Here is a 20779-nt window from a genome sequence, read left to right on the forward strand (position 1 = left end):
CGCGTGAGTCAGAAGCGGATGCGAACATCCTTGTGCGACTCGACATGAATCGTGTCGATGAAGCGGATGCGCGGCGGATCGCTCTGCATGACGATCGAGCTGGTGCGGGTGCCGTCGCCGAAAAACCGCACGCCGCGCATCAGCGAGCCGTCCGTCACCCCGGTGGCGGCGAAGATGATGCCGTCGCCCGACGCCAGCTCCTTCGAGGTGTAGATCTTCCTGGGATCCGGGACGCCCATCTTGCGGAGGCGCTCCCCGTCCTCCGGCTTTCTGAGGACCAGGCGGGCGTAGATCTCGCCGTTCAGGCAGCGCATCGCGGCGGCGGTGAGCACCCCTTCCGGCGCGCCGCCGGTCCCCATCACCGCGTGCACGCCGGTGCCGACGACGGCGGCGGCAATTCCCGCCGACAGGTCGCCGTCGCCAATCAGCCGGATGCGCGCGCCGGTGGCGCGGATCTGCGCGATCAGCTGCTCATGGCGCGGACGATCGAGCACGACGACGACGAGGTCCTCGACATCGCGGCCGAGCGACCGCGCGATGCCGGCGAGGTTGTCGGCCGGCGTCGCGTCGAGGCTGACCGCGTCCTTCGAGCTGGGACCGACGACCAGCTTCTCCATGTAGAGATCGGGCGCGTGCAGCAGCCCGCCGCGGCTCGAGGCGGCGAGCACCGCGATCGCGTTGGCGGCGCCGGTGGCGCACAGGTTGGTCCCTTCGAGCGGATCGACCGCGATGTCGACGGTCGGCAGCATGCCCCACGGCAGCTTCCCCTTCGCGCCGAGGCCGACCTTCTCGCCGATGTAGAGCATCGGCGCCTGGTCGCGCTCCCCTTCGCCGATGACGATGGTGCCGTCGATCATGACGGTGTCGAGGGCTTCGCGCATCGCCTCGACCGCGGCCGCGTCGGACTTGTGCGCGTCCCCCTGCCCCATCGTATGCGCGCAGGCGATGGCCGCCTGTTCGACGACGCGCAGGAAATCGAGCGAGAGATCGGAGTTCATACCTGTGTGTGCGCCGGCAGTTCGCACCGGGTCGGCTTGTCGACGCGGTACCCGAGCAGATAGTCCGCCTGCATGATCTTGTGGATTTCGCGCGTGCCCTCGTAGATCACCGCCCCCTTGCAGTTGCGGTAGAAGCGGCCGGCGGGATACTCGTCGGAATACCCGTTGGCGCCGTGCACCTGCACGCAATCACCCGCGGCGCGCTCGGAGGCGACCGTCGCGAACCACTTGGCGAGCCCGGTCTCGCGGGTGTTGCGGCGCCCCCTGTTCTTGAGGAATCCGGCGCGCATCCACAGCAGACGGGCGGCCTGGTAGTCGCTCTCCATCTGCGCGATCATTTCCTTGACCAGCTGGTGCTGGCCGATCTCGACGCCGAAGGTCTTGCGCTGCTTCGCGTATCTGACGCTGGCGTCGCGGCAGGCGCGGATCAGCCCGGTGGCGCCGGCCGCCACGGTGTAGCGCCCCTGGTCGAGGGCGAACATGGCGATCTTGAAGCCCTCGCCGGGCTTGCCGACCAGGTTCGCCTCGGGCACCTCCACGTCGTCCATCTTGAAGTAGCCGGTATTGCCGGCGAGGATCCCCCACTTCTCTTTCAGCGTGCCGCTGGAGAAGCCCTTGAACGCGCGCTCGACGATGAAGGCGCTGATGCCGGAGGGGTCCTTCTGCTTCTTCTTCTCGAGATCGGTCCAGCCGAAGACGAGGAAGTTGTCGGCGACGTCGGCCAGCGAGATCCACATCTTCTCGCCGGTGAGGAAGTAGCGATCCCCCTTCTTCACCGCCGTCGTCTGCATGCCGCGGACATCGCTGCCGGCGGCGGGCTCGGTCAGTCCATAGGTCGCGATCTTGCGCCCCTGCGCCTGCGGCACGAGGTAGCGCTGCTTCTGGTCCTCGGTGCCCCACGTGAGCAGCGACAGGCAGTTCAACCCAGCATGCACCGACATGATCACGCGCAACGACGTGTCGACGTATTCGAGCTCCTCGCTGATGATGCCGAGGCTGACGTAGTCCATCCCGGCGCCGCCGTAGTCCACCGGCACCGACGCGCCCAGCAGCCCCAGATCGGCCATCTGCGGCAGGATGCCGCGATCGAAACGGTGCTCCCGATCGAGGTCATGAATCTTCGGGAGCACCTCGCGCGCCCCCCACTCCCGGACCGACTGCTCCAGCAGCCGCTGTTCCTCTGTCAGATCGAAATCGAGCATGAAGCTCCTCGTGGCATCAGCAAACAGCTCATTGTACTTCGGGGGGTGTGGGGGTTAGAAGCAACACTGCTTACGGTTTTACGGGTTCTACGGGTTCTACGGGTTCTACGGGTTCTACGGGTTCTCCGGGTTCTTCGGGTTCGGGTTCTACGGGTTCGGGGTTCTCCGGGTTCGCGGTTGTGCTCGGTTGTGCGCTGAAGTTTTGCCGTCATCGAGCACGGGAGCGTGATGAACGATCTGCGTACCTTCGCGGGGCCCGTTCGAGTTTCTTAGGAAAAGCGGCCGGCACTTCCTATGCACCGTCGTGGTGCATGGCTGGAGTGCGGCGGTTTCAGGATCTCGATTGCTGGAAGCTCGCGCGGATGGTGCGGCGCGAAGTGGTGCGGCTGACCGGCACGGCGCCGGTGTGCAGCGACTACAAGTTCGTCGCGCAGATTCGCGACGCGGCGCGCGGCGGGACGCGGAACATCGCCGAAGGCTTCTCGCGCTTCATTCCCTCGGAGATTCTGCGCTTCCTGGCTTATGCCAAGTCATCGCTCGACGAAACAGCCGATGCGCTGCTTGACGGACTCGACTCGCATTACTGGTCGGAGTCCGACTACAACCGGGCCCGGTCACTGCTGAAGCGAACGCAAGGCGCGATTCGCGGCTGGTGGCGTTACCTGGAATCCCCGGAGGCGGCGCGATTCTATGAAGGGCATCGGACGCGAATCGAGGCGGAGATCAAGGCGGGCCTGAGGCGCCCGCCGAAAAACCCGGAGTCCCGGCCGTGGCGAACCGGTAGAACCCGCAGAACCCAGAACCCGCAGAACCCGAACCCGTAGAACCCGAAGAACCCGTAGAACCCGTAGAACCCGAACCCGTAGAACCCGTAGAACCCGTAGAACCCGGAACAGCCCCCGCTACCCCTGCCGCCCCACCGTGACCTCCGCGCCGCGGCCAAGCTGGAGCCGCTCCGCTGCGCTGGCCGACGGCGCCGCCAGCTCGAGGTGATCCGTGCTGCCGAACAGGGCCCCCACGCCGTCCGCCGGCAGCTCGGCGTAGGTCGCGACCAGGCGCGACACGCGCTGACCGCCGGCGTCGATGGTGATCGCGCCTCCCTGGCCGAGGCGCTCGACCGTCTTGCGATCGATGTTGGTGACCAGGTTGCCGAAGCGATCGACGCGCAAGACGACGCCGCGGACGGTGTCCGCGCTCGTCTCGGCCACCGGGATCGGCAGTTTCTGGATGTCGGCGACGGCGCGGCCGAGCGCGGCGAACTGCGTCCCCTTGGCGATCCACGCCGCCGCCGGCGCGAAGCGATCGCGCCCTTCGAAGGTGCGGCTCACCGTCGGCCGGGCGTAGCGGCGCTCGGTCAGCTCGACGATCTTCTTCGCCGGCGCTTCCCGCAGCACCTGCGTCAGCACGCCGTTGTCCGGCGCGACGAACCGGTACTCGCCGGTGTCGACCGCAACGCCGCGGCGCGCCGATCCGACGCCCGGATCGACGACGGCGACGAAGATGGTGCCCGCCGGAAAGTACTTGTAGGCGGCGGCGAGCTCGAGCGCGCCGGCCATGACGTCGTGCGGCGGGATGTCGTGGGTGATGTCGACCAGCGTGGTGTCGGGGCAGATCCCGAGGATCACCCCCTTCATCGTCCCCGCGTAATGATCGGCGGTGCCGAAGTCGGTCAGCAGCGCAATGACCGGGCGCACATCACGCTCGCTTCCTCAACAGGATCTCGCGCGTGTTGCTCTTCAGCAGGAACGACTCCGCGACCGCCAGCCCCTCGAACATCCGCAGGATGTCGCGGTTCTGCATCACGAACTTCGGTCCGCCGGTGCCCGGATGATGCCGCTGGCGCAGCGACGAGTTCGCCGCGACGATCTCGTACTTCGAGAACGGCACGCGCTCCATCGGCTTGCTGGTGCTGCAGAAGAAGCCCATCACCGCCCCGCCCGGCCGCAGCACGCGGACGATCTGGCGCGCCAGCGCCTTCGCCGCCGCCGGCTCGAGGAAGTCGAAGATGTCCCAGCACAGCACCCCGTCGACGCTGTCGTCGGCCTGCGTGAAGCGCTTGGCCAGGGCGTCGGGAAGCGTGTCGCGCGTCTTGCCCCGCGTGTGCTTGTCGATCTCGGCGGCGAGATCCTCGATGAACAGCTTGCAGCCGAGCTGCTCCCCGAAAAAGGCGACGTTGGTGCCGATGACCGGACCGAAATCGATCAGCAGCGGCCCCGGGTGATTCGACAGGGCGCTGATGAACTTCGGCAGCGCCTTGGACTGAATGGTCTGTTCCGGCCCCTTGGGCGCAGAAGCATCCCCCAGCGACGCCAGCCGCGGCGTCTCGGATCGCTTGCCGCCGAACTTCAGGAGATCGGAGATTGACACGATCAGTGGATCTGGTGATCGGGTGATCGGGGAATCTGGGAATCGGACGGGTCGTCCGATCGCCGGATCACCCGATCAGCAGATCGCCCGATTAGCGTGAGCCTGCGGCAGCCGTGGCCGGCTGCGACGCCGGCGCCGACGCCTGGCTGGCCGAGGCGGCCGGCTTGCTCTCCCCCTTGCCGCCCGTCCGCTGCATGTCGATGCTGCCGCGGAAGTGCGCCCCTTCGGCAATCGCGACGCGCGGTGCGGCGATGTCGCCGTCGACCGAGCCGTTGTCGCGGAGGTCCACCTTCTCGCTCGCCGTGACGTTGCCCGTCACCTCGCCGAGAATCACGACCGACTTCGCGAATACCTGGGCCTTGATCTTGCCGTTCGGCCCGATCGTGAGCACGTTCTGCCGGAGCTCGATCTTCCCCTCGACGTGCCCTTCGATGGTCAGGTCCTCGCTCCCGGTCAACTCGCCCTTGATCACGACGGATTTACCGATATTCACGGGACCCTTCTCCATTCCGCGAATCGAGTCGCTGCTGCGCACGGGCTCGGGAGCCGGCGCGGTGTTGATGTTCTGGTTCGTTTGAGTTTGGACGTTTCCCGCGGGGGCCGAGCCCGGCGGCGTCGGCTTTACCGCGTCATCCCGTTTCCACATGGCACACTCTCCACCTGTCCGAGGCCGTTTTTCGCAGGGTGTCTCGGTTTGGTTCGCTGAGGCAGCAGGTCAGGTCAGTATACGCATGGCCTTCGGACCCTGTCTAGTCCTTTTACTGCTGAGACTTACAGGCCAATGGTACAATTTGGAAATGTGGAAATCGGGGAATTTGGAAATCTGAACATTTCCAAATTCCCACATTCCCAAATTTCCAAATCCCCATGCGCAGTTACTTCGACCACAACGCCACGACCCCGCCGGACCCGGCGGTCATCGAGGCCGTCGTCCGCGCCCTGTCTGAAGATATCGGCAACCCGTCGAGCATTCATCACTACGGACAGCGCGCCAAGGCGGTCCTGGACGAGGCGCGGTCGGCGGTGGCGAATCTGATCGGTGCCGAGCCCGCCGAGGTGGTGTTCACCAGCGGCGGGACCGAGGCGGACAACCTGGCGCTCCGCGGCGCCGCCGAGGCCGTCGAACTGGCCGGGGCGGCGACGCGCCGCCACATCATCACCGCGGCAATCGAGCACGAGGCGGTCCTCAATACGGTGAAGGCGCTGGCCAGGCGCGGCTGGACCGCGACGCTGCTGCCCGTCGACGCATCCGGGATCGTCTCCCCCGCGTCACTGGCCGCGGCCATCACGCCGTCGACGGCGATCGTGTCGGTGATGCACGCGAACAACGAAATCGGCACGATCCAGCCGATCGCGGATCTCGCCGCCATCGCGCACGAGCACGGCGCGCTGTTCCACACCGATGCGGTGCAGTCGATCGCCAAGATTCCCGTCGACGTCCGCGCCCTGGGCGTCGACACGCTGGCCCTGTCGGCGCACAAGTTCAACGGCCCCAAGGGAGCCGGCGCGCTGTGGGTGCGACGCGGCGTGCGCCTCGTGTCGACGATGACCGGCGGCAAGCACGAGCGGAACCGCCGCGGCGGCACCGAGAACGTGCCGGGCATCGCGGGCCTGGGGATCGCGGCGCGGCTCGGCCAGCAGAAGCTCGCCGGCGAGGCGGCGCGGATCGGGGCGCTCAGGGACCGGCTCGAGCGCGGCATTCTCGCCGCCGTGAGCGGGACGCAGGTGAACGGCTCGACCGAGCATCGCGTTCCGAACACGACGAACATCAGTTTCGACGGCGTCGAGGCCGAGTCGCTCCTGATCGCGCTCGATCTCGAGGGCTTCGCGGTATCGACCGGATCGGCCTGTTCCTCGGGGACGCTCGAGCCCTCGCACGTGCTGCGCGCGATGGGGTTCGGCTCGCCGCGCACGCAGAACTCGATCCGCTTCAGCCTCGGCGCCGGCAACACGGAGCAGCAGGTCGACGCGCTGCTCGAGAAGCTGCCGGCAGTGGTCGCGAAACTTCGGACGTTGGTACGCAGGTAGCGCGGTTGATATGCGTGTAGTCGTAGCGATGAGCGGCGGCGTCGACTCGTCGGTGGCAGCAGCCCTGCTGGCCCGCGACGGGCATGACGTGATCGGGCTGTCGATGCAGCTCTACGATCACAGCCAGGGGGAGATCCGCTTCGGCAGCTGCTGTACGCTCGACGATCTGTACGACGCGCGGCGGGTCGCCGCCGCGATCGGCATTCCCCACTACATCGTCAACTTCGAGCGCAAGTTCGAGGAGCACGTGGTGTCGGACTTCGTCCGCGAGTACGCGGCCGGACGCACCCCGATCCCGTGCGTGCACTGCAACGGCGACCTGAAGTTCGCGTCGCTGGTGGACCGCGCCGAGAGTTTCGACGCGCAGGCGGTGGCCACCGGGCACTACGCGCAGGTGGAGTTCGACGAGGCGACCCGCCGCTACCGCCTCGCGCGCGGCGTCGACGCGCAGAAGGATCAGTCGTACTTCCTGTTCACGCTGACCCAGGCGCAGCTCGCCCGCGCGCGCTTTCCCGTCGGCGCGCTCGACAAGGCGGCGGTCCGCGAGGAGGCGCGCCGGCTCCATCTGCGCGTCGCGGAGAAGAAGGACAGCCAGGAGATCTGCTTCGTGGCCGCCGGCGAGCACGCCGGCTTCGTCGGCAGGCGCACCGAGATACCGGCCGGCGTCATCCGGGATCGCGAGGGGCAGGTGCTCGGCCGCCATGACGGCGTACACCGCTTCACCATCGGCCAGCGCAAGGGTCTCGGCCTCGCCACCGGCATCCCCCTGTACGTCGTCAACATCGACGCCGGGACGGCCGCGGTGACGGTCGGACCGCGCGAGGATCTCGAGCGAACGTCGCTGACCGCGTCGCGCGTCAACTGGATCAGCGGCGAGACGCCGACGTCACCGGTTCGCGCGCATGCCCGGATCCGCTACCGCCACCGCGAGGCCGCCGCGACGATCACGCCGCTCGACCGCGATCGGGTATCAGTGGTGTTCGACGAGCCGCAGAGCGCCATCACGCCCGGGCAGGCGGTCGTTTTTTACGAAGCCGACGTTCTTCTCGGAGGCGGATGGATCGATTGACGGCTTTGGGAATTGACGCCTGACAGCTAGCCACTGACAGTCAGATGCTGCCCTTCGCCGAGGTGCTGGGGCAGCCCTTCCAGGTACTTCTCAGCGTCGATCGCCGCCATGCATCCCGAACCGGCCGCCGTGATCGCCTGCCGGTAGACGTGATCCTGCACGTCGCCGCACGCGAACACACCGGGCACGCTGGTGCGCGAGCCGGAGTGCGTGACGATGTAACCGTTGGCGTCGGTCTCGACCTGCCCGCGGAAGAGCGCCGTGTTGGGGGTGTGGCCGATGGCGACGAACACCCCCTCCACCGGGATCTCCTTCTGCTCGCCGGTGACGTTGCTGCGCAGGGCGATGGCGGTCACTGCCCCCTTGCCGGTGTCCTTGATCTCGTCGACTTCGCTGTTCCATTCGAACGAGATCTTCGGGTTCGCGAACGCCTTGTCCTGCATGATCTTGGACGCGCGCAGCGTGTCGCGGCGGTGGACGACGGTCACGTGGGAGGCGAAGCGGGTGAGAAAAATCGCTTCCTCCATCGCCGAATCGCCGCCGCCGACCACGGCGATGGGCTTGCCGCGGAAGAAATAGCCGTCGCAGGTCGCGCAGGTGGACACGCCGTGGCCGATCAGCGTGCGCTCGGACGCGAGGCCCAGCAGTCGCGCCGACGCCCCGGTCGCGATGATCAGAGCGCGGGTGCGGTATTCGGCCTCCGACGTCTTGACCACGAACGGGCTGGACAGCACGTCGACCGACGTGACGTGGCCGCGGATGATTTCGGCGCCGAAGCGCTCCGACTGGGCGCGCATGTCGGCCATCAGGTCGGGGCCCATGATGCCGTCGCGATGCCCCGGCCAGTTCTCGACCAGGGTCGTGAGCATCAACTGACCGCCGGCTTCGAGCCCCTCGATCACCAGCGGCTTGAGATTGGCGCGCGCGGTATAGAGCGCCGCGGTGAGGCCGGCCGGCCCCGACCCGATCACGATGACGTTGCGAACCGCTCCCGCCACGGCCATCACGCGACGTGCTTGTCGATGACCTTCTTGAGCGAGTCCTTGTCGGCGAGCCCGACGACCTGCTCGACGACCTGGCCGCCCTTGAAGAGCAGCAGCGTCGGAATGCCCCGGATGCTGAACTTGAAGGCGGTGTTGGGGTTTTCGTCGACGTTCAGCTTGCCGACCAGGACCTTGCCGTCGTAATCGCCGGCCAGCTCCTCCACGGTCGGCGCCAGACGCCGGCAGGGGCCGCACCATTCCGCCCAGAAATCCACCAGCACGGGCTTGCCGCCGTTGATCGTCTCGTCGAAATTGCCGTCCGTGATCGTGTGTACCTTGTCGGATGCCATCGGGTCAGGTCCTCTTTTGCGCTCTATACACTTTGACATATTCGCGAGCCGAAACGTCCCAGGAGAAATCGCGCCGCATCCCGTTCTGCTGCAGAGTCCGCCAGCGCGACGGCTCGTTTCGATACACTTCCAGGGCCCGCTCGACGGCGGCGATCAGCGCCTCCCCCGTATAGTGCAAGAACTTGAACCCGTTGGCGTCGCCCGCCGGCTGATCGGCGTCCACCACCGTGTCCTCCAGACCGCCCGTCCCGCGGACGATCGGCAGGGTGCCGTAGCGCAGGCTGTACATCTGGTTGAGGCCGCAGGGTTCATACCACGACGGCATCAGGAACAGGTCGGAGCCTGCCTCGATCAGGTGCGCCAGTTCCTCGTCGAAGCCGATTTTCGCGGCAACCCGCTGCGGAAACCGCGCCGCCAGCTGCCGCCACAGGTCCTCGCACCAGCCGTCGCCGCTGCCCAGCATCACCCAGCTCGCATCCAGCGCCATCAGCCGATCGGCAGCCGCGGCGAACAGGTCGCACCCCTTCTGGTGGGTCAGCCGCGTGACGATCCCGATGAGCGGGCGGCGCATGGCGCCGGCGTCCGCCGTCAGGCCGGCGCGCTCCAGGAGGAGACGCTTGATCTCCGGCTTGCGGTCCAGCGTGGCGGCGTCGAAGTGCACCGGCAGGAAACGGTCGGTCGCCGGATTCCATGCCGCCGTATCGATGCCGTTGAGAATGCCGACCAGGTCGGCGGCCCGCGTGCGCAGGATGCCGTCGAAGCCGAACCCGTAGTCGGGGGTGAGGATCTCGCGGGCGTAGGTGGGGCTGACCGTGGTGATCACGTCGCTGAACACCACGCCCCCCTTGAGCGCGCTGGCGCGGCCGTAGAACTCGAGCACGCCGGGCGTGTAGAGATCGGCGCCGAGGCCGATCCAGGTCAGCTCCTTCGGATCGAACGCCCCCTGGAACGCGAGGTTGTGGATCGTGAGCACGGTTCGCACGCCGCCGACGAACGGATCGTCGCGCAGCACCGTGCGGGCGTAGACGGGAGCCAGCGCCCCCTGCCAGTCGTGCGCGTGAATCGCCGAGTAGCGGCGGCTGCGCAGCCGGGCGTACTCGAGCGCGCCGCGCGACAGCACGGCGAAGCGGAACGCGTTGTCGCCGTATTCGCCGCTGCGATCCCCGTAGAGGCCGTCGCGGTCGTAGAGCGCCGGCGCGTCGATCAGCACCGCGGTGACGCCGTCCGAGACCGGCTGCTCGATGAAGCGCACGGGGTATTCGTGCATCCCGAACGGCACGTGCGCCGCTTCCCCGGCCGATCCGTCGGTCTCGGTGCCGCGGTACCTCGGCACCGCGATGGTCACGCGGTGCCCGAGCCGGGCCAGCGCCTGCGGCAGCGCCCCGGCGACGTCCGCCAGCCCGCCCGTCTTGGCGAACGGGCGCGCCTCCGACGTGATCATCAGAATGTCCAGCGCATCGTCCGCGCGCTCGGCAGGGCTCGCGTTGGCGCTCGCCGCGGCGGTCGCTGCGCGGGTCCGGGCGGCCGGACGCTTCGGCGCGGCGCCGGCGGGCTTCGCGGCCGTCGGCTGCTTGGCGGCTTTGGGTTCCTTTGCGGCTTTCGGTTCCTTTGCGGCTTTCGGTTCCTTTGCGGCTTTCGGTTCCTTTGCGGCTTTCGGTTCCTTGACGACCTTCGGCTCGGCGGCGGCCTTCGGCTCCTTGATGTCCTGCGGCTTCTTTGTATCCCTGGGCTTCTTGGCCATTTCGATCCCTTTATGATGCCATGAGACGATTGAACGTCATGAACAAATCCCGGCGGATCGCGATGGCGGCGGCCGTCGTGCTGCTCGCGGCCGCAGCCGCGTTCGCGGCGTGGCGGCTCCTGCCGCGATCCGTCCGCACGAGCTCGGGCGTGGATCTGGGCACGCTGCCCGGCACGGCGCGAGGCGGGCCGCTCAACCTCGTCGTCATCACCCTCGACACGACGCGCGCCGATCGCATGGGGGCGTACGGCAACACCGGCGTCGAGACCCCGGCGTTCGATCGGCTGGCGCGGGAGGGGGTGCTGTTCGAGCACGCGGTCTCCGTCGCGCCGCTGACGCTCCCGGTTCACTCGAGCCTGTTCACCGGCAAGTTTCCGCCGGAGCACGGCGTGCGCGACAACGGCGGCTTCTTCCTCGGCAACGAGCAGGTCACGCTGGCCGAGGTGCTGAAAGGGCGGGGCTACCGCACTGCCGGGTTCGTCGGCGCGTACGTGCTCGATTCGAAATGGGGCATCGGCCAGGGCTTCGACACCTATTACGACAAGTTCGATCTCAGCGAGTCGCGCGGCGTGTCGCTCGGCGCGATCCAGCGCACCGCGAACGAGGTGGTCGATCAGGCGCTGCCCTGGCTGGACGCCAACGCGCAGCAGCCGTTCTTCGCCTGGCTGCACCTCTACGACGCGCACTCCCCCTACCGTCCGCCCGAGCCCTTCGCGACCCGCTACAAGGGGCATCCGTACAACGGCGAGATCGCGTTCGCCGATTCACAGGTCGCGCGCGTCCTGGCGAAGCTCGAGGCGCTCGGCGTCTACGACCGCACCGTGATCCTGGTGATGGGCGATCACGGCGAGAGCCTCGGCGATCACGGCGAAGCGGCCCACGGCTTCTTCATCTACAACAGCGTCGTCAACGTGCCGTTCGTCGTCCGCGCGCCGTTCAGCACGATGCACGGGCGCCGCGTCGCCGATCCGGTCCGCTCGGTGGACGTGATGCCGACCGCGCTCGACCTGCTCGGCGTCGCCGCGCCGGCGGGCATCTCAGGCGTCTCGCTGGCCCCGCTGCTCGCCGGCAGCCGGCGCGAACTGGGGCTGGACGCCTACTCGGAGGCGCTGTATCCGCTCCACCATTACGGCTGGAGCGATCTGCGCGCGCTGCGGTCCGGGCGCTACAAGGTGATCGACGCGCCGCGGCCGGAGCTGTACGACCTCGAGCGCGATCCGCAGGAAGCAGCCAACCTGTTCGAGGCGCGGCGGCAGCTCGGCGACACGATGATCACGCAGCTGCGCGCCATGGAGGCGAAGTTCGCCAGAACCGAGGCGGCCCTGCCGGCGGCGGACGTCGACCCCGAGGCGCGGCAGCGGCTCGCCGCGCTCGGCTACGTCGGCTCGTTCGTCGCGACGGCGTCCGATTCGCGCACCAACCGCGCCGATCCGAAAGACAAGATCGGCGTGTTCAACAAGCTCGGCCGCGCCACCGAGATGACGAAAGAGCCCGACGAAGAGGGACAGTCGCAGTTCCCCGAAGTGGTCGCGCTGCTCGAAGACATCCTGCGCACGGATCCGGAGGTGATCGACGCCTGGTTCATGCTCGGCACCCAGCACATGACCCACGGCCAGCCGGAGAAGGCGGTGCAGTATTTCAAGAAGACGCTGGCGCTCAAGCCGGATTACGACCTCGCCGTTCACAACCTGGCGCAGGCCTACCGTCGCATGGGCGACGATGCCGCGGCGCTGGCGGGATTCGAGCACTACCTGACGCTCGATCCCAACGACGCGTTCGTCCATTACCAGATGGGAGAAATCTGGATGGACCGCGGCGACACGGCGAAGGCCGAGGGACTGTTCCGCAAGGCGCTGGAGCTGGATCCGCAGGTCGCCGCGGCGAAGAACGCCCTCGGCGTGATGGCGCTGCAGCGCGGCGACGCCGCCGGCGCCGAGCGGCTGATCCGCGAAGCGATCGCCACCAAGCCCAACGTCCGGCTCGGCCACTTCAATCTCGCGCTGATCGCCGAGCAGCGCGGCGACCTGCGCACCGCGGAACGCGAGTACCTCGAGGAGCTGAAGGCGCATCCCGAAGCCTACAAGGCGGCGTTCAACATGTCCCGCCTCTACGAGAAGGTCGGCGATCGTGAGGGGCAGATCGCCGCGCTGAAGCAGTCGATCGTCAGCAACCCGCAGTTCGCGGAAGGACACATCTTCCTGGCCAAAGCCTACCTCGACGCCGGCCGCAACTTCGACGAAGCGATCCAGCTGGCGCGCAAAGGAGCCGGGCTGCACCCCTCACCGGAAATCGCCCCGCTCGCGCACTACGTCCTCGCCGACATCTACAGCCGGCAAGGACGCCCGGCCGAAAGCGCGCGCGAAGCCGCACGCGGCCGCGCGCTCGAACAGCGGCCGAATCGCTAATCCCTGATCGCTGATCCTGAATCACGAATCCCGAATCGCGGATCCTTAATCCTGAATCGGAATCCTGAATCGGAATCCTGAATCCGAGTCCTGAATCGGAATCCTGAATCCGAGTCCTGAATCGGAATCCCGAATCTGAATCCTGAATCCGAGTCCTGAATCGGAATCCCGAATCTGAATCCTGAATCTGAGTCCTGAATCTGAGTCCTGAATCTGAGTCCTGAATCTGAGTCCTGAATCTGAGTCCTGAATCGGAATCCCGAATCGGAATCCTGAATCGGAATCCTGAATCCGAGTCCTGAATCTGAGTCCTGAATCGGAGTCCTGAATCGGAGTCCTGAATCGGAGTCCTGAATCGGAGTCCTGAATCGGAGTCCTGAATCGGAGTCCTGAATCTGAGTCCTGAATCTGAATCGCTGACCAGGCTGAAAGAAAAGGCCCGGCACTGAAAGTGCCGGGCCTTCGACGAACGATGCGGGATTCGTGATCCGGGATTCGGGATTCGGGATTCGGGATTCGCGATTCCGGATCAGCGATCAGGGATTAGCGATTAGAAGCTCCAGCGTCCTCCGAACGTGATCTGTCGTGCCCCCTGGATCCCGGTCGGAGACTGGTACGCGATGCCGCCCGACGTCGGGTACGTGGCCTGACGCACGGTGACGGCGTTGTCGTTGAACAGGTTCACCATATCGGCGTAGACGCCGAAGCGGTGCCCCTGCAGGTTGAACACCTTCTCCGTCCGCAGGTCGACTTGATGGACGAAGTCGTTGCGTCCGCTCGATCCGCGCGGCTGGAGGAAGATCGTCCGCCGCGCCGAGCCGCCGGTCGGCAGCTGCGAGTTGGTGTAGACGAAGGACGCCGTGTACGGCCGGCCGCTGAGGCCGGTGTAGTTGCCGCCCACCATGATGTCCACCTTCGGAACGTTGTAGGTGAAGTAGGCCTTGATCTCGTGCCGCCGCGAGTTGGTCAGCTCGCCGTAGGCGTTGATCAAGTTGTTCGGCGACGTCCAGGGCGATCCGCCCAGGTAGGCGCCGAAGCCGGAGTTGTCCACGTTCCCTTCCGCCTTCGAGAGCACGTAGGAGAACTGGTAGCCCACCCGGCCGCGGAGCGAATTCGACAGCACCAGCATCAGCCCGCGATACTTGCGCTGGGGATCCGCGGTCGCGACCACCGATCCGTCGGCGCCGAGATACTGGAAGCCCTCGGTGTTCTGCACCCGGAACGTGCTGTTCGACGCGCTCTGGTTGGTCCACGCGTAGGCCGTGAACGGCTGGTTGGTCAGCGAGTTGTTCAGCGTCCGCGGCGACCATCGGGCGCCGGCGATGACGTTGTTGATGAAGTTGCCGCCCCAGCGCCAGATGCCCGTGGCGGTGAAGCGCATCCCCCGCATCAGCTGCTGCTCGAACGAGACGTTGAACTCGTCCGTCCGCGGATGCTTGATGTCGTCGCTGATCCCGTACACCTGCGCCGGGATGATGACTTCCGGCGGACCGATCGGGTTGAAGTTGTCGTCGACCGGCGTGTGGGTGTAGTCCTGGATCCCGGGCGTCGCCGCGGTGTAGAACGCGCTTGCCGCCCCCTCGTAGTAGCGGCCCCAGAACGCCTTCAGCACCGACGTCGAGCTCTCCGTCAGATTGACCGCCGCGCCGACGCGCGGGCCCCACGCCGTCTTCGGCGTGTAGACCGTGCGATCGAGGACCGGGCTGAAGCCGCGGATGTGGTCCATCCGCAGCCCCAGGTTCAGCGTCGCCCGTCCGGCGCTCCACTGATCCTGGACGTACGCCGAGGTCCGGCGGTTGTCCCCCTGCACGTCGTAGCCGTAGCTGACGCGATAGTAGGGGACGCCGTAGTAGGCGTAGTTGTAGAAGCCCGCCGGGCCGTACGGCTGATACCGGCTGCGCACGCCGCTGCGCTCGATCTCGGCGCCGAACTTGAACGAATGGCTGCCGAACTTCTGCGCGTACTTCGTCAGCGAGGCCTGCAGCTGGTTGCGGTCGCGGTCCGCATAGTACTGGCCGCCGCCGCCGCCGCTGTAGGTGTTGGTGCCGCCGTCATAGGTGAACGGCGACGGATCCACCGGATCCAGGTAGTAATACCCGCTGTAGCCGGTGAACTTCGCCTCGAACAGCGCGCTGGTGCCGAACGAGCGGCGCCACTGCGCGTTCCACACCCACTCGGGCGCGTCCTCTTCGACCGTCTGCCGGTCGGTCGCCTGCGACGACGGCCAGTAGCCGACGCGGCCGGTGAGGTTGTACTGGTCGTACTGCGTGCCGAAGATCAGCGTGTCGCGCGACGTCGGCTGCAGCGTGAACTTCAGGTTGATGCGCGGGCTGATGTCCTGCGAGTTGGCCACCGGACCGACGGGATCGCTCAGCGCCGAGTAGCGCTGCACGCTCGCGAAGAAGAACGCCTTGTTCCGCGCGATCGGACCGCCCATCTGCACCGTGTAGTCCTTCAGCTTCTTCAGCACCGCCGCGTTGCCCAGGTTGGCGTTCTGTTCGAGCTGCTTCGCGCTGATGTTCTTCGACGCCAGATCCTTGTCGGTGTAGCGCATCGAGAACAGACCGGAGAACATGTTGCCGCCCGACTTGGTCACCGTGTTGATGATCGCGCCGGTGAACCCGCCGTACTCCGCCGGCGCGCCGAGGCCGCCGATCTGGATCTCTTCGATCAGGTTCTGGTTGAAGAACGTCCAGGCGGAGCCGCCTTCCGGATCGCGCGTGTCGACGCCGTCGAGCAGCAGCGCGTTGCCGTAGCTGCCCTGGCCGCCGTACGCCGACGAGCTGTTGACGCCGGGCGCCGCATTCAGCAGGCCGGTCGCGGTCGACGAATAGAGCGGCGTCATCTGCAGCATGTTCTGCGACACCGACGTGTCGGTGGCCGCGCTCTTCACGTCGACGACCGGCGAACCGCCGACGACGTTGACCGTCTCGGCGAGCGCCGCCATCTTCATCGTGAAATCGACCACCGCCGTCTTGCCGAGGCCGACGCTGACTTCGCGCGTCTGCGCCGCGAACGTGGTCCCCAGTTCGATCTTCAGGATGTAGGTGCCGGGCTGCACGCCGATGAAGCGGTACATCCCTCGCTCGTCGGTCTGGACCGTTTGGTCGCCGCGCGGGCCGGTGAGGGTCGCGGTCACGCCGGGCAGCACCGCGCCCTGCTCGTCGGTGACGGTGCCCTCGACGGTGCTGACCGAGGTCTGCGCCGCGGCGGCGGTCGACATCAGGACCGCGGCCAGCAGCAGCGCCATGAGCCGTGTAATGTGTGTCCTCATAGGCCTCTCACTGCTTCGCGGGTGACGTGATGCGATCGTTCTTGGCGGAATACAGCGCGTAGCCGACGCCGATCACCATCACCGCCAGGGCCACCGCTCCCCCTTTGGTCCTGAAGAACGAGGGGGAATCCTTGCCGGCCGCGTCCTGAGCGGCGCGGCGTGCGGGGGCGAGCCGGGTGCTCGCCGCGGCGCGGGCGGCGCTGTCCTTCAACGACACGTGGCTGGTCTTCGCCGCGGGCGCCGCCGGCGTCCGCGGCGCCGCTTCGCTTGCGCCGACGGGCAGCGGGATCAGCGCGAGGGCGAGGGCGAGCATCACGGCCCGGCCTTGCCACCCGCGCCAGCGAGTTAACCTCAGTGTCACGGTTCTCTCCTTCCGTCCATGCAGGGGTTTGATCGACAGGCGTGCGCCCGCCGGGGAACGGGCCGTGGAATGCATACGGCTCTCCCGCGCGGAGTATACCGGAATCCGCGGCTTTTGCCGTGGTTTTTCAATGATTTGGCCCCACGTCTCGTCCCCGAATCCATCGCGCCGGTTATCCCGCTCCGGATTGTTGGATTGACGTCCGGCGCCGCACGTTGTCTTAGAATGCCGATGGTGAACAAGCCGGAGAGGCCGCAGCGATCGGAGACCCGCGAAATCGTGGAACTGCGGCAGCTGCGCGAGGAGCAACCCGACCTCGCGCAGGCCATCGACCTGCAGATCGAACTGCTGCAGCTGCAGCGCCGCGTGCAGTCACGCGTCCCGCTGCCGCCGATGAACCTCGATGCGGCGCACCTCGAAAAGGTCCTCGGCGCCGGCAAGCCGATCCTCACCTTCGAGCAGATCCCGATCGACTGGAGCGATCTGCGGTTCCTGGTGCGATCGACCGCGGACGCGATGCGGAATCATGACGCGATCGAGAGCGAGGACTACCGGCGGGTCGAGGCGCTGACCCGCGACGCGGCGCGGCTGCCGCCGGCGATTCGCGAATGGTTCGAAGCGGCCCGCGCTGTTCCCGCCGGCGGCCGCGACGTCGGCCCCGAGATCGCCGGACTCGAACCGCTGCTGCTGCAGGCGATGCGCCCGTTCCTGTCGCGCTGCGCCGACGCGGTGATGGCGCGCTCCCTGTTCCAGGGCTGGCCGCACGGCAACTGTCCGCTGTGCGGCGGCGAGCCGGACTTCTCGTACTTCACGCCCGCGGCGGACCGCCTGCTGATCTGCTCGCGGTGCACCTCGCGCTGGCGCTTCCACCCGCTCGCCTGCCCGTTCTGCCTGAACGCGGACCGCACGCGGATCACGTCGTTCGCCACCCGCGACGGACGCTATCGCCTGAACGGCTGCGACGTGTGCAGCCGCTACATCAAGTCGTTCGACGGCCGCCACACGAGCCGGCAGGTGATGCCGGCGGTGGATGCGATCGCCACACTGCCGCTGGATGCGGCCGCCGTGCAGAAAGGGTACCGGTAGCCGGGAGCCGGGAACCGGGAGCTGAAAGCCGAAAGCTGAAAGCGGAAAGCTGGAAGCCGGACGCTACTTCGGCTGATCCTTGAACAGCTCGCCTGCCTTCGTGTTCAACCACGAGAACAGGTGACGCGTTTCCCAGAAGCGGCCGTTGTTGGAGTTGGCGCCCAGCACGACCACGGCGATCGGGTTGCCGGTCGGCAGGCGCAGCAGCGTCGCCAGGCAGTAGCCGGACTTGCTGATGAAGCCGGTCTTGCCGCCCATCACTTCGACGTCGCCTTTCATGACCAGCTGATTGGTGCTGTGGATCGGGATCTGACGGCGGTTGGTGGTGACGGTGTAGGTCGGCGTGCGCATGATCGAGGCGATGCGCTCGTCGCTCGATGCGAAGGTGATGAGGTGCGAGAGATCGAACGCTGACGAGAGGTTGTTGGCGTTCAGGCCGGACGGGTCGGCGAAGGTCGTGTTCTGCAGGCCCAGCTCGATCGCCTTTTCGTTCATCCGCTCGATGAACGGGGCCATGCCGCCGTGCGAGTTGCGCGCCAGCGCGCGGGCGGCAGCGTTGTCGGACGCGATGAGCAGCAGGTGCAGCAGCTCGCCCGCGGTGATCTGATCCCTGGCCTTGAGATACGTGGTCGAGGCGGCGTAGACGTCGCTGCGCTCGATGGTGATCGGCGCCGTCAGATCGGGGTTGTCCTCGAGGAAGACCAGCGCGGTCATCACCTTGGTGATGCTGGCGATCGACCGCTTGTCCTGCGAATTCTCCTCGTAGAGGATCTGGCCGGTGACCGGATTGAAGATGATCGCGGCCGCGGCGCGGACGTCCGGCACGACCTGGCCGGCCGCGTCGGTCTTGTACTGCGGCGTCATCGCCTCCTGCAGCTGACGGAGGCTGCGGAGCCGGGCGGCCTCGCGCGCGCGGGCGAGCGCGCGGGCGCGCGCCAGCGACGTGCGCCGGGCCCGCGACGAACGCGCCGAGTAGGCGACCTTCTTCTTCGCGGTCGCGGAGGCGGTACGAGTGGTGGTCTTTCTGGCCTGGCCGGCGTCGGCCGGAATGGCCGAGACGGGCAGCGCGATGACGGCGCCCAGCAGCGCCGGCAACAGACGGGAGACAAAAGTCGGGCGGATCAGGCGCACGCGTCCTCCGGGAACCGTCCTTCGCAGCCGGCTGGGAGCGGCCGCGTGGGTGTCAAACTTGGTGGAACATCGGCAGTGTAGCATAAGCACCCGCAGATGCAACCACTTATAGACCTCAACCGTACGGAACGCCGCGAACCCCTCTCCCCCGGAGGGGGCGGCGGGCTCTGCCGTAATACAAGACCCGTTCCATACGCCGCCGGGCGGCGCCGAGGGAGTCCGCTCGCCGCCCCCTTCCCCGCCCGCTCGCCGGGGCGCCAGGGCAGATATGCTATTTTCGGCGCGAGACTGCGAGACCACGAGCCGGCATGACGCATCACGAACAGGAATACGCGGCGCTGCGCGCCACCATCCGCGAGCGCGGCACCGCGCGCATGCTGCTGCTGCCGGTGGTCTTCGCCATCTGGGCCGGCGTCGCCATCGCCACCACCGCCGCCATCCAGCTCCCGATCGCCGCCATCCTGCCGCTCGTCGTGCTGGCCGCCGGCTTCGAGGCCATCTACGCGCTGCACATCAACGTCGAACGAATCGGCCGTTACCTGCAGGTGTTTCACGAACCCGACGGCGGCTGGGAACACGTGGCGATGGAGTTTGGACGCCGCTTCCCCGGGCGCGGTCCTGACGCGCTCTTCAGCGCCCTCTTTCTCGTCGCCACCGCCATCAACTATCTCCCGGTCGCACTCGGCGGGACGACCCCGGAGCTGGCGACCGGCGGGCTGCTGCACTTGATGCTCGCCTTCCACATCGGGACCGCGCGCAGCCGCGCGTCGCAGCAGCGCCAGAAAGATCTCGAACGGTTCGTCGCCATAAAGGGATCCTGATCCAACCATTTGTTGTCACTCGTTCAACAATTGATCGTCGCGGCGACGCGCATCCATACGCGCGCGGCGAAATCCTGAGCAAAACGAGGCCTCCGCGATCGTGACTCTGCGGTACAGAGATTGCTGTCCCGGCCAGTGCGGAGGGGGCGTCATGATGAGTCTGGTTCGGTTGCTCGGGTTCACCACGCTGGGATGCGGCTGCGTCACGGGGCGTTACCGTGAGATCGCGACCCACCGCGAAGTGACCTACGTCGAGGAGAAGGGCACCGGCTGCCAGCATCACGGCCACCGGCGCAATCACACGCTCGCCCCGGCGCGGTTCGGCAGCGTCGACCCGGTTCCCGTCGCGCGCGCCAGCTAGGCGCGGCGCTCGCGCGTCCGCCGAACTGCTACCATTCCCTGGATGCCCAGTCCCCGGAAGTCGCCGCGACTTCCCCCGTTGCCCACGCCCCATACCCTGATACAGACCCGCCGCGGCACGTTGAGGTTCTACCTTGGCGACTGCCTCGATGTGCTCCGTTCTCTCACGCCCGGCACCATTTCTGTAATCGTCACCTCGCCGCCCTACAACCTCGGCGTCCGCTATCGCAGCTACGACGACACGGTCCCGCGCGAGCGGTACCTGGGGTGGACCGGCGAATGGATCGCGGCGGCGGCGCGGACGCTCGACGCCGACGGCTCGCTGTTCCTCAACGTCGGCGCCAAGCCGACCGATCCGTGGACGTCGATGGACGTCGCCCAGGCGGCGCGTCCGCACCTGGCGCTCCAGAACACCATCCACTGGATCAAGTCGATTGCGATCGACCAGGACGCCGCCGGCGCCGGTGCCGGGCTGACGCGCGATCTCAACGTCGGTCATTACAAGCCGATCAACAGCGACCGCTTCGTCAACGACTGCCAGGAGTTCATCTTTCAGTTCACGCCCGGGGGGCGCACGCCGCTCGACCGCCGCGCCGTCGGGGT

Annotated in this window: 19 protein-coding genes; 8 read left to right on the plus strand and 11 right to left on the minus strand. The window is 67.2% G+C overall.

The genetic code is table 11. The features are described from left to right. Nucleotides 1-8 precede the first annotated feature (8 nt). Nucleotides 9-998, minus strand: a complete 990-nt coding sequence (glpX, locus tag VFK57_13595) for a class II fructose-bisphosphatase (protein ID HET7696741.1) — start codon at nt 996-998, stop codon at nt 9-11. Continuing rightward, the gene (locus VFK57_13600) at nt 995-2200 is read right to left on the minus strand and encodes an acyl-CoA dehydrogenase family protein (protein ID HET7696742.1); all 1206 of its coding nucleotides are present in this window, start codon (nt 2198-2200) and stop codon (nt 995-997) included. The genes glpX and VFK57_13600 overlap by 4 nt, the downstream gene beginning before the upstream one ends. Before the next feature lie 311 nt (nt 2201-2511). Here VFK57_13600 and VFK57_13605 point away from each other — a divergent pair, with 311 nt between their 5' ends. Beyond that, nucleotides 2512-3024, plus strand: coding sequence for a four helix bundle protein (locus VFK57_13605; protein HET7696743.1), 513 nt, complete (start codon nt 2512-2514; stop codon nt 3022-3024). A gap of 78 nt (nt 3025-3102) precedes the next feature. Here VFK57_13605 and VFK57_13610 read toward each other — a convergent pair whose 3' ends face one another. From VFK57_13610 to VFK57_13620, 3 genes are all read right to left on the minus strand, one after another. Beyond that, nucleotides 3103-3894 (minus strand): SAM-dependent chlorinase/fluorinase, encoded by a 792-nt coding sequence (locus VFK57_13610; protein HET7696744.1) that lies wholly within the window; start codon nt 3892-3894, stop codon nt 3103-3105. Between the two features lies 1 nt (nt 3895). Continuing rightward, nucleotides 3896-4567 (minus strand): class I SAM-dependent methyltransferase, encoded by a 672-nt coding sequence (locus VFK57_13615; GenBank protein HET7696745.1) that lies wholly within the window; start codon nt 4565-4567, stop codon nt 3896-3898. Between the two features lie 91 nt (nt 4568-4658). Continuing rightward, nucleotides 4659-5060: a polymer-forming cytoskeletal protein gene (locus VFK57_13620; GenBank protein ID HET7696746.1), complete on the minus strand. Its 402-nt coding sequence runs from the start codon at nt 5058-5060 to the stop codon at nt 4659-4661. 374 nt (nt 5061-5434) lie between these two features. Here VFK57_13620 and VFK57_13625 point away from each other — a divergent pair, with 374 nt between their 5' ends. Both VFK57_13625 and mnmA read left to right on the plus strand, forming a co-directional pair. Continuing rightward, nucleotides 5435-6595, plus strand: a complete 1161-nt coding sequence (locus VFK57_13625; GenBank protein ID HET7696747.1) for a cysteine desulfurase family protein — start codon at nt 5435-5437, stop codon at nt 6593-6595. Between the two features lie 10 nt (nt 6596-6605). After that, entirely contained in the window at nt 6606-7664 is a 1059-nt protein-coding gene (mnmA, locus tag VFK57_13630) for a tRNA 2-thiouridine(34) synthase MnmA (protein ID HET7696748.1), read from the plus strand. Between the two features lie 26 nt (nt 7665-7690). On the opposite strand, the gene trxB is transcribed toward mnmA, so the two are convergent. From trxB to glgA, 3 genes are read right to left on the minus strand one after another with little or no spacing between them, the layout of a single operon-like run. After that, the gene (trxB, locus tag VFK57_13635; protein ID HET7696749.1) at nt 7691-8668 is read right to left on the minus strand and encodes a thioredoxin-disulfide reductase; all 978 of its coding nucleotides are present in this window, start codon (nt 8666-8668) and stop codon (nt 7691-7693) included. Continuing rightward, the gene (gene trxA, locus VFK57_13640; GenBank protein HET7696750.1) at nt 8668-8997 is read right to left on the minus strand and encodes a thioredoxin; all 330 of its coding nucleotides are present in this window, start codon (nt 8995-8997) and stop codon (nt 8668-8670) included. Before trxA ends, trxB begins: the two co-directional genes overlap by 1 nt. Before the next feature lie 4 nt (nt 8998-9001). After that, nucleotides 9002-10738, minus strand: coding sequence for a glycogen synthase GlgA (gene glgA / locus VFK57_13645; GenBank protein ID HET7696751.1), 1737 nt, complete (start codon nt 10736-10738; stop codon nt 9002-9004). 20 nt (nt 10739-10758) lie between these two features. On the opposite strand from glgA, the gene VFK57_13650 reads away from it, so the two are divergent. Beyond that, on the plus strand, nt 10759-13143 hold the full coding sequence (locus VFK57_13650; GenBank protein HET7696752.1) for a sulfatase-like hydrolase/transferase: 2385 nt from the start codon (nt 10759-10761) through the stop codon (nt 13141-13143). A gap of 550 nt (nt 13144-13693) precedes the next feature. Here VFK57_13650 and VFK57_13655 read toward each other — a convergent pair. Then, on the minus strand, nt 13694-16417 hold the full coding sequence (locus tag VFK57_13655; protein HET7696753.1) for a TonB-dependent receptor: 2724 nt from the start codon (nt 16415-16417) through the stop codon (nt 13694-13696). A gap of 7 nt (nt 16418-16424) precedes the next feature. Beyond that, on the minus strand, nt 16425-16730 hold the full coding sequence (locus VFK57_13660; GenBank protein ID HET7696754.1) for a hypothetical protein: 306 nt from the start codon (nt 16728-16730) through the stop codon (nt 16425-16427). Between the two features lie 282 nt (nt 16731-17012). Here VFK57_13660 and VFK57_13665 point away from each other — a divergent pair, with 282 nt between their 5' ends. Then, nucleotides 17013-17864 carry a formate dehydrogenase accessory protein FdhE gene (locus VFK57_13665; GenBank protein HET7696755.1) on the plus strand — a complete coding sequence of 284 codons (852 nt, stop codon included), beginning with the start codon at nt 17013-17015 and terminating at the stop codon, nt 17862-17864. Between the two features lie 63 nt (nt 17865-17927). Here VFK57_13665 and VFK57_13670 read toward each other — a convergent pair whose 3' ends face one another. Beyond that, nucleotides 17928-18995 (minus strand): serine hydrolase, encoded by a 1068-nt coding sequence (locus VFK57_13670; protein HET7696756.1) that lies wholly within the window; start codon nt 18993-18995, stop codon nt 17928-17930. 308 nt (nt 18996-19303) lie between these two features. Here VFK57_13670 and VFK57_13675 point away from each other — a divergent pair, with 308 nt between their 5' ends. The 3 genes from VFK57_13675 to VFK57_13685 all read left to right on the plus strand — a co-directional run. After that, entirely contained in the window at nt 19304-19816 is a 513-nt protein-coding gene (locus VFK57_13675) for a hypothetical protein (GenBank protein ID HET7696757.1), read from the plus strand. A gap of 151 nt (nt 19817-19967) precedes the next feature. Then, a complete protein-coding gene (locus VFK57_13680; GenBank protein ID HET7696758.1) occupies nt 19968-20177 on the plus strand; it encodes a hypothetical protein in 210 nt (69 codons plus the stop codon). Nucleotides 20178-20327: 150 nt separating this feature from the next. After that, on the plus strand, nt 20328-20779 hold a 452-nt coding region (locus VFK57_13685; GenBank protein ID HET7696759.1), incomplete at its 3' end, for a DNA methyltransferase.

Source organism: Vicinamibacterales bacterium, from assembly GCA_035699745.1.
Lineage (GTDB): Bacteria > Acidobacteriota > Vicinamibacteria > Vicinamibacterales > 2-12-FULL-66-21 > JAICSD01.

What these genes read in the sequence shown, in the direction of transcription:
- glgA (HET7696751.1), bottom strand. Translation starts at nt 10,738, where the DNA reads ATGGCCAAGAAGCCCAGGGATACAAAGAAGCCGCAGGACATCAAGGAG.
- VFK57_13605 (HET7696743.1), top strand. Translation starts at nt 2,512, where the DNA reads ATGGCTGGAGTGCGGCGGTTTCAGGATCTCGATTGCTGGAAGCTCGCG.
- VFK57_13680 (HET7696758.1), top strand. Translation starts at nt 19,968, where the DNA reads ATGATGAGTCTGGTTCGGTTGCTCGGGTTCACCACGCTGGGATGCGGC.
- VFK57_13650 (HET7696752.1), top strand. Translation starts at nt 10,759, where the DNA reads ATGAGACGATTGAACGTCATGAACAAATCCCGGCGGATCGCGATGGCG.
- VFK57_13625 (HET7696747.1), top strand. Translation starts at nt 5,435, where the DNA reads ATGCGCAGTTACTTCGACCACAACGCCACGACCCCGCCGGACCCGGCG.
- VFK57_13675 (HET7696757.1), top strand. Translation starts at nt 19,304, where the DNA reads ATGACGCATCACGAACAGGAATACGCGGCGCTGCGCGCCACCATCCGC.
- mnmA (HET7696748.1), top strand. Translation starts at nt 6,606, where the DNA reads ATGCGTGTAGTCGTAGCGATGAGCGGCGGCGTCGACTCGTCGGTGGCA.
- trxA (HET7696750.1), bottom strand. Translation starts at nt 8,997, where the DNA reads ATGGCATCCGACAAGGTACACACGATCACGGACGGCAATTTCGACGAG.
- VFK57_13655 (HET7696753.1), bottom strand. Translation starts at nt 16,417, where the DNA reads ATGAGGACACACATTACACGGCTCATGGCGCTGCTGCTGGCCGCGGTC.
- VFK57_13600 (HET7696742.1), bottom strand. Translation starts at nt 2,200, where the DNA reads ATGCTCGATTTCGATCTGACAGAGGAACAGCGGCTGCTGGAGCAGTCG.
- VFK57_13660 (HET7696754.1), bottom strand. Translation starts at nt 16,730, where the DNA reads ATGCTCGCCCTCGCCCTCGCGCTGATCCCGCTGCCCGTCGGCGCAAGC.
- trxB (HET7696749.1), bottom strand. Translation starts at nt 8,668, where the DNA reads ATGGCCGTGGCGGGAGCGGTTCGCAACGTCATCGTGATCGGGTCGGGG.
- glpX (HET7696741.1), bottom strand. Translation starts at nt 998, where the DNA reads ATGAACTCCGATCTCTCGCTCGATTTCCTGCGCGTCGTCGAACAGGCG.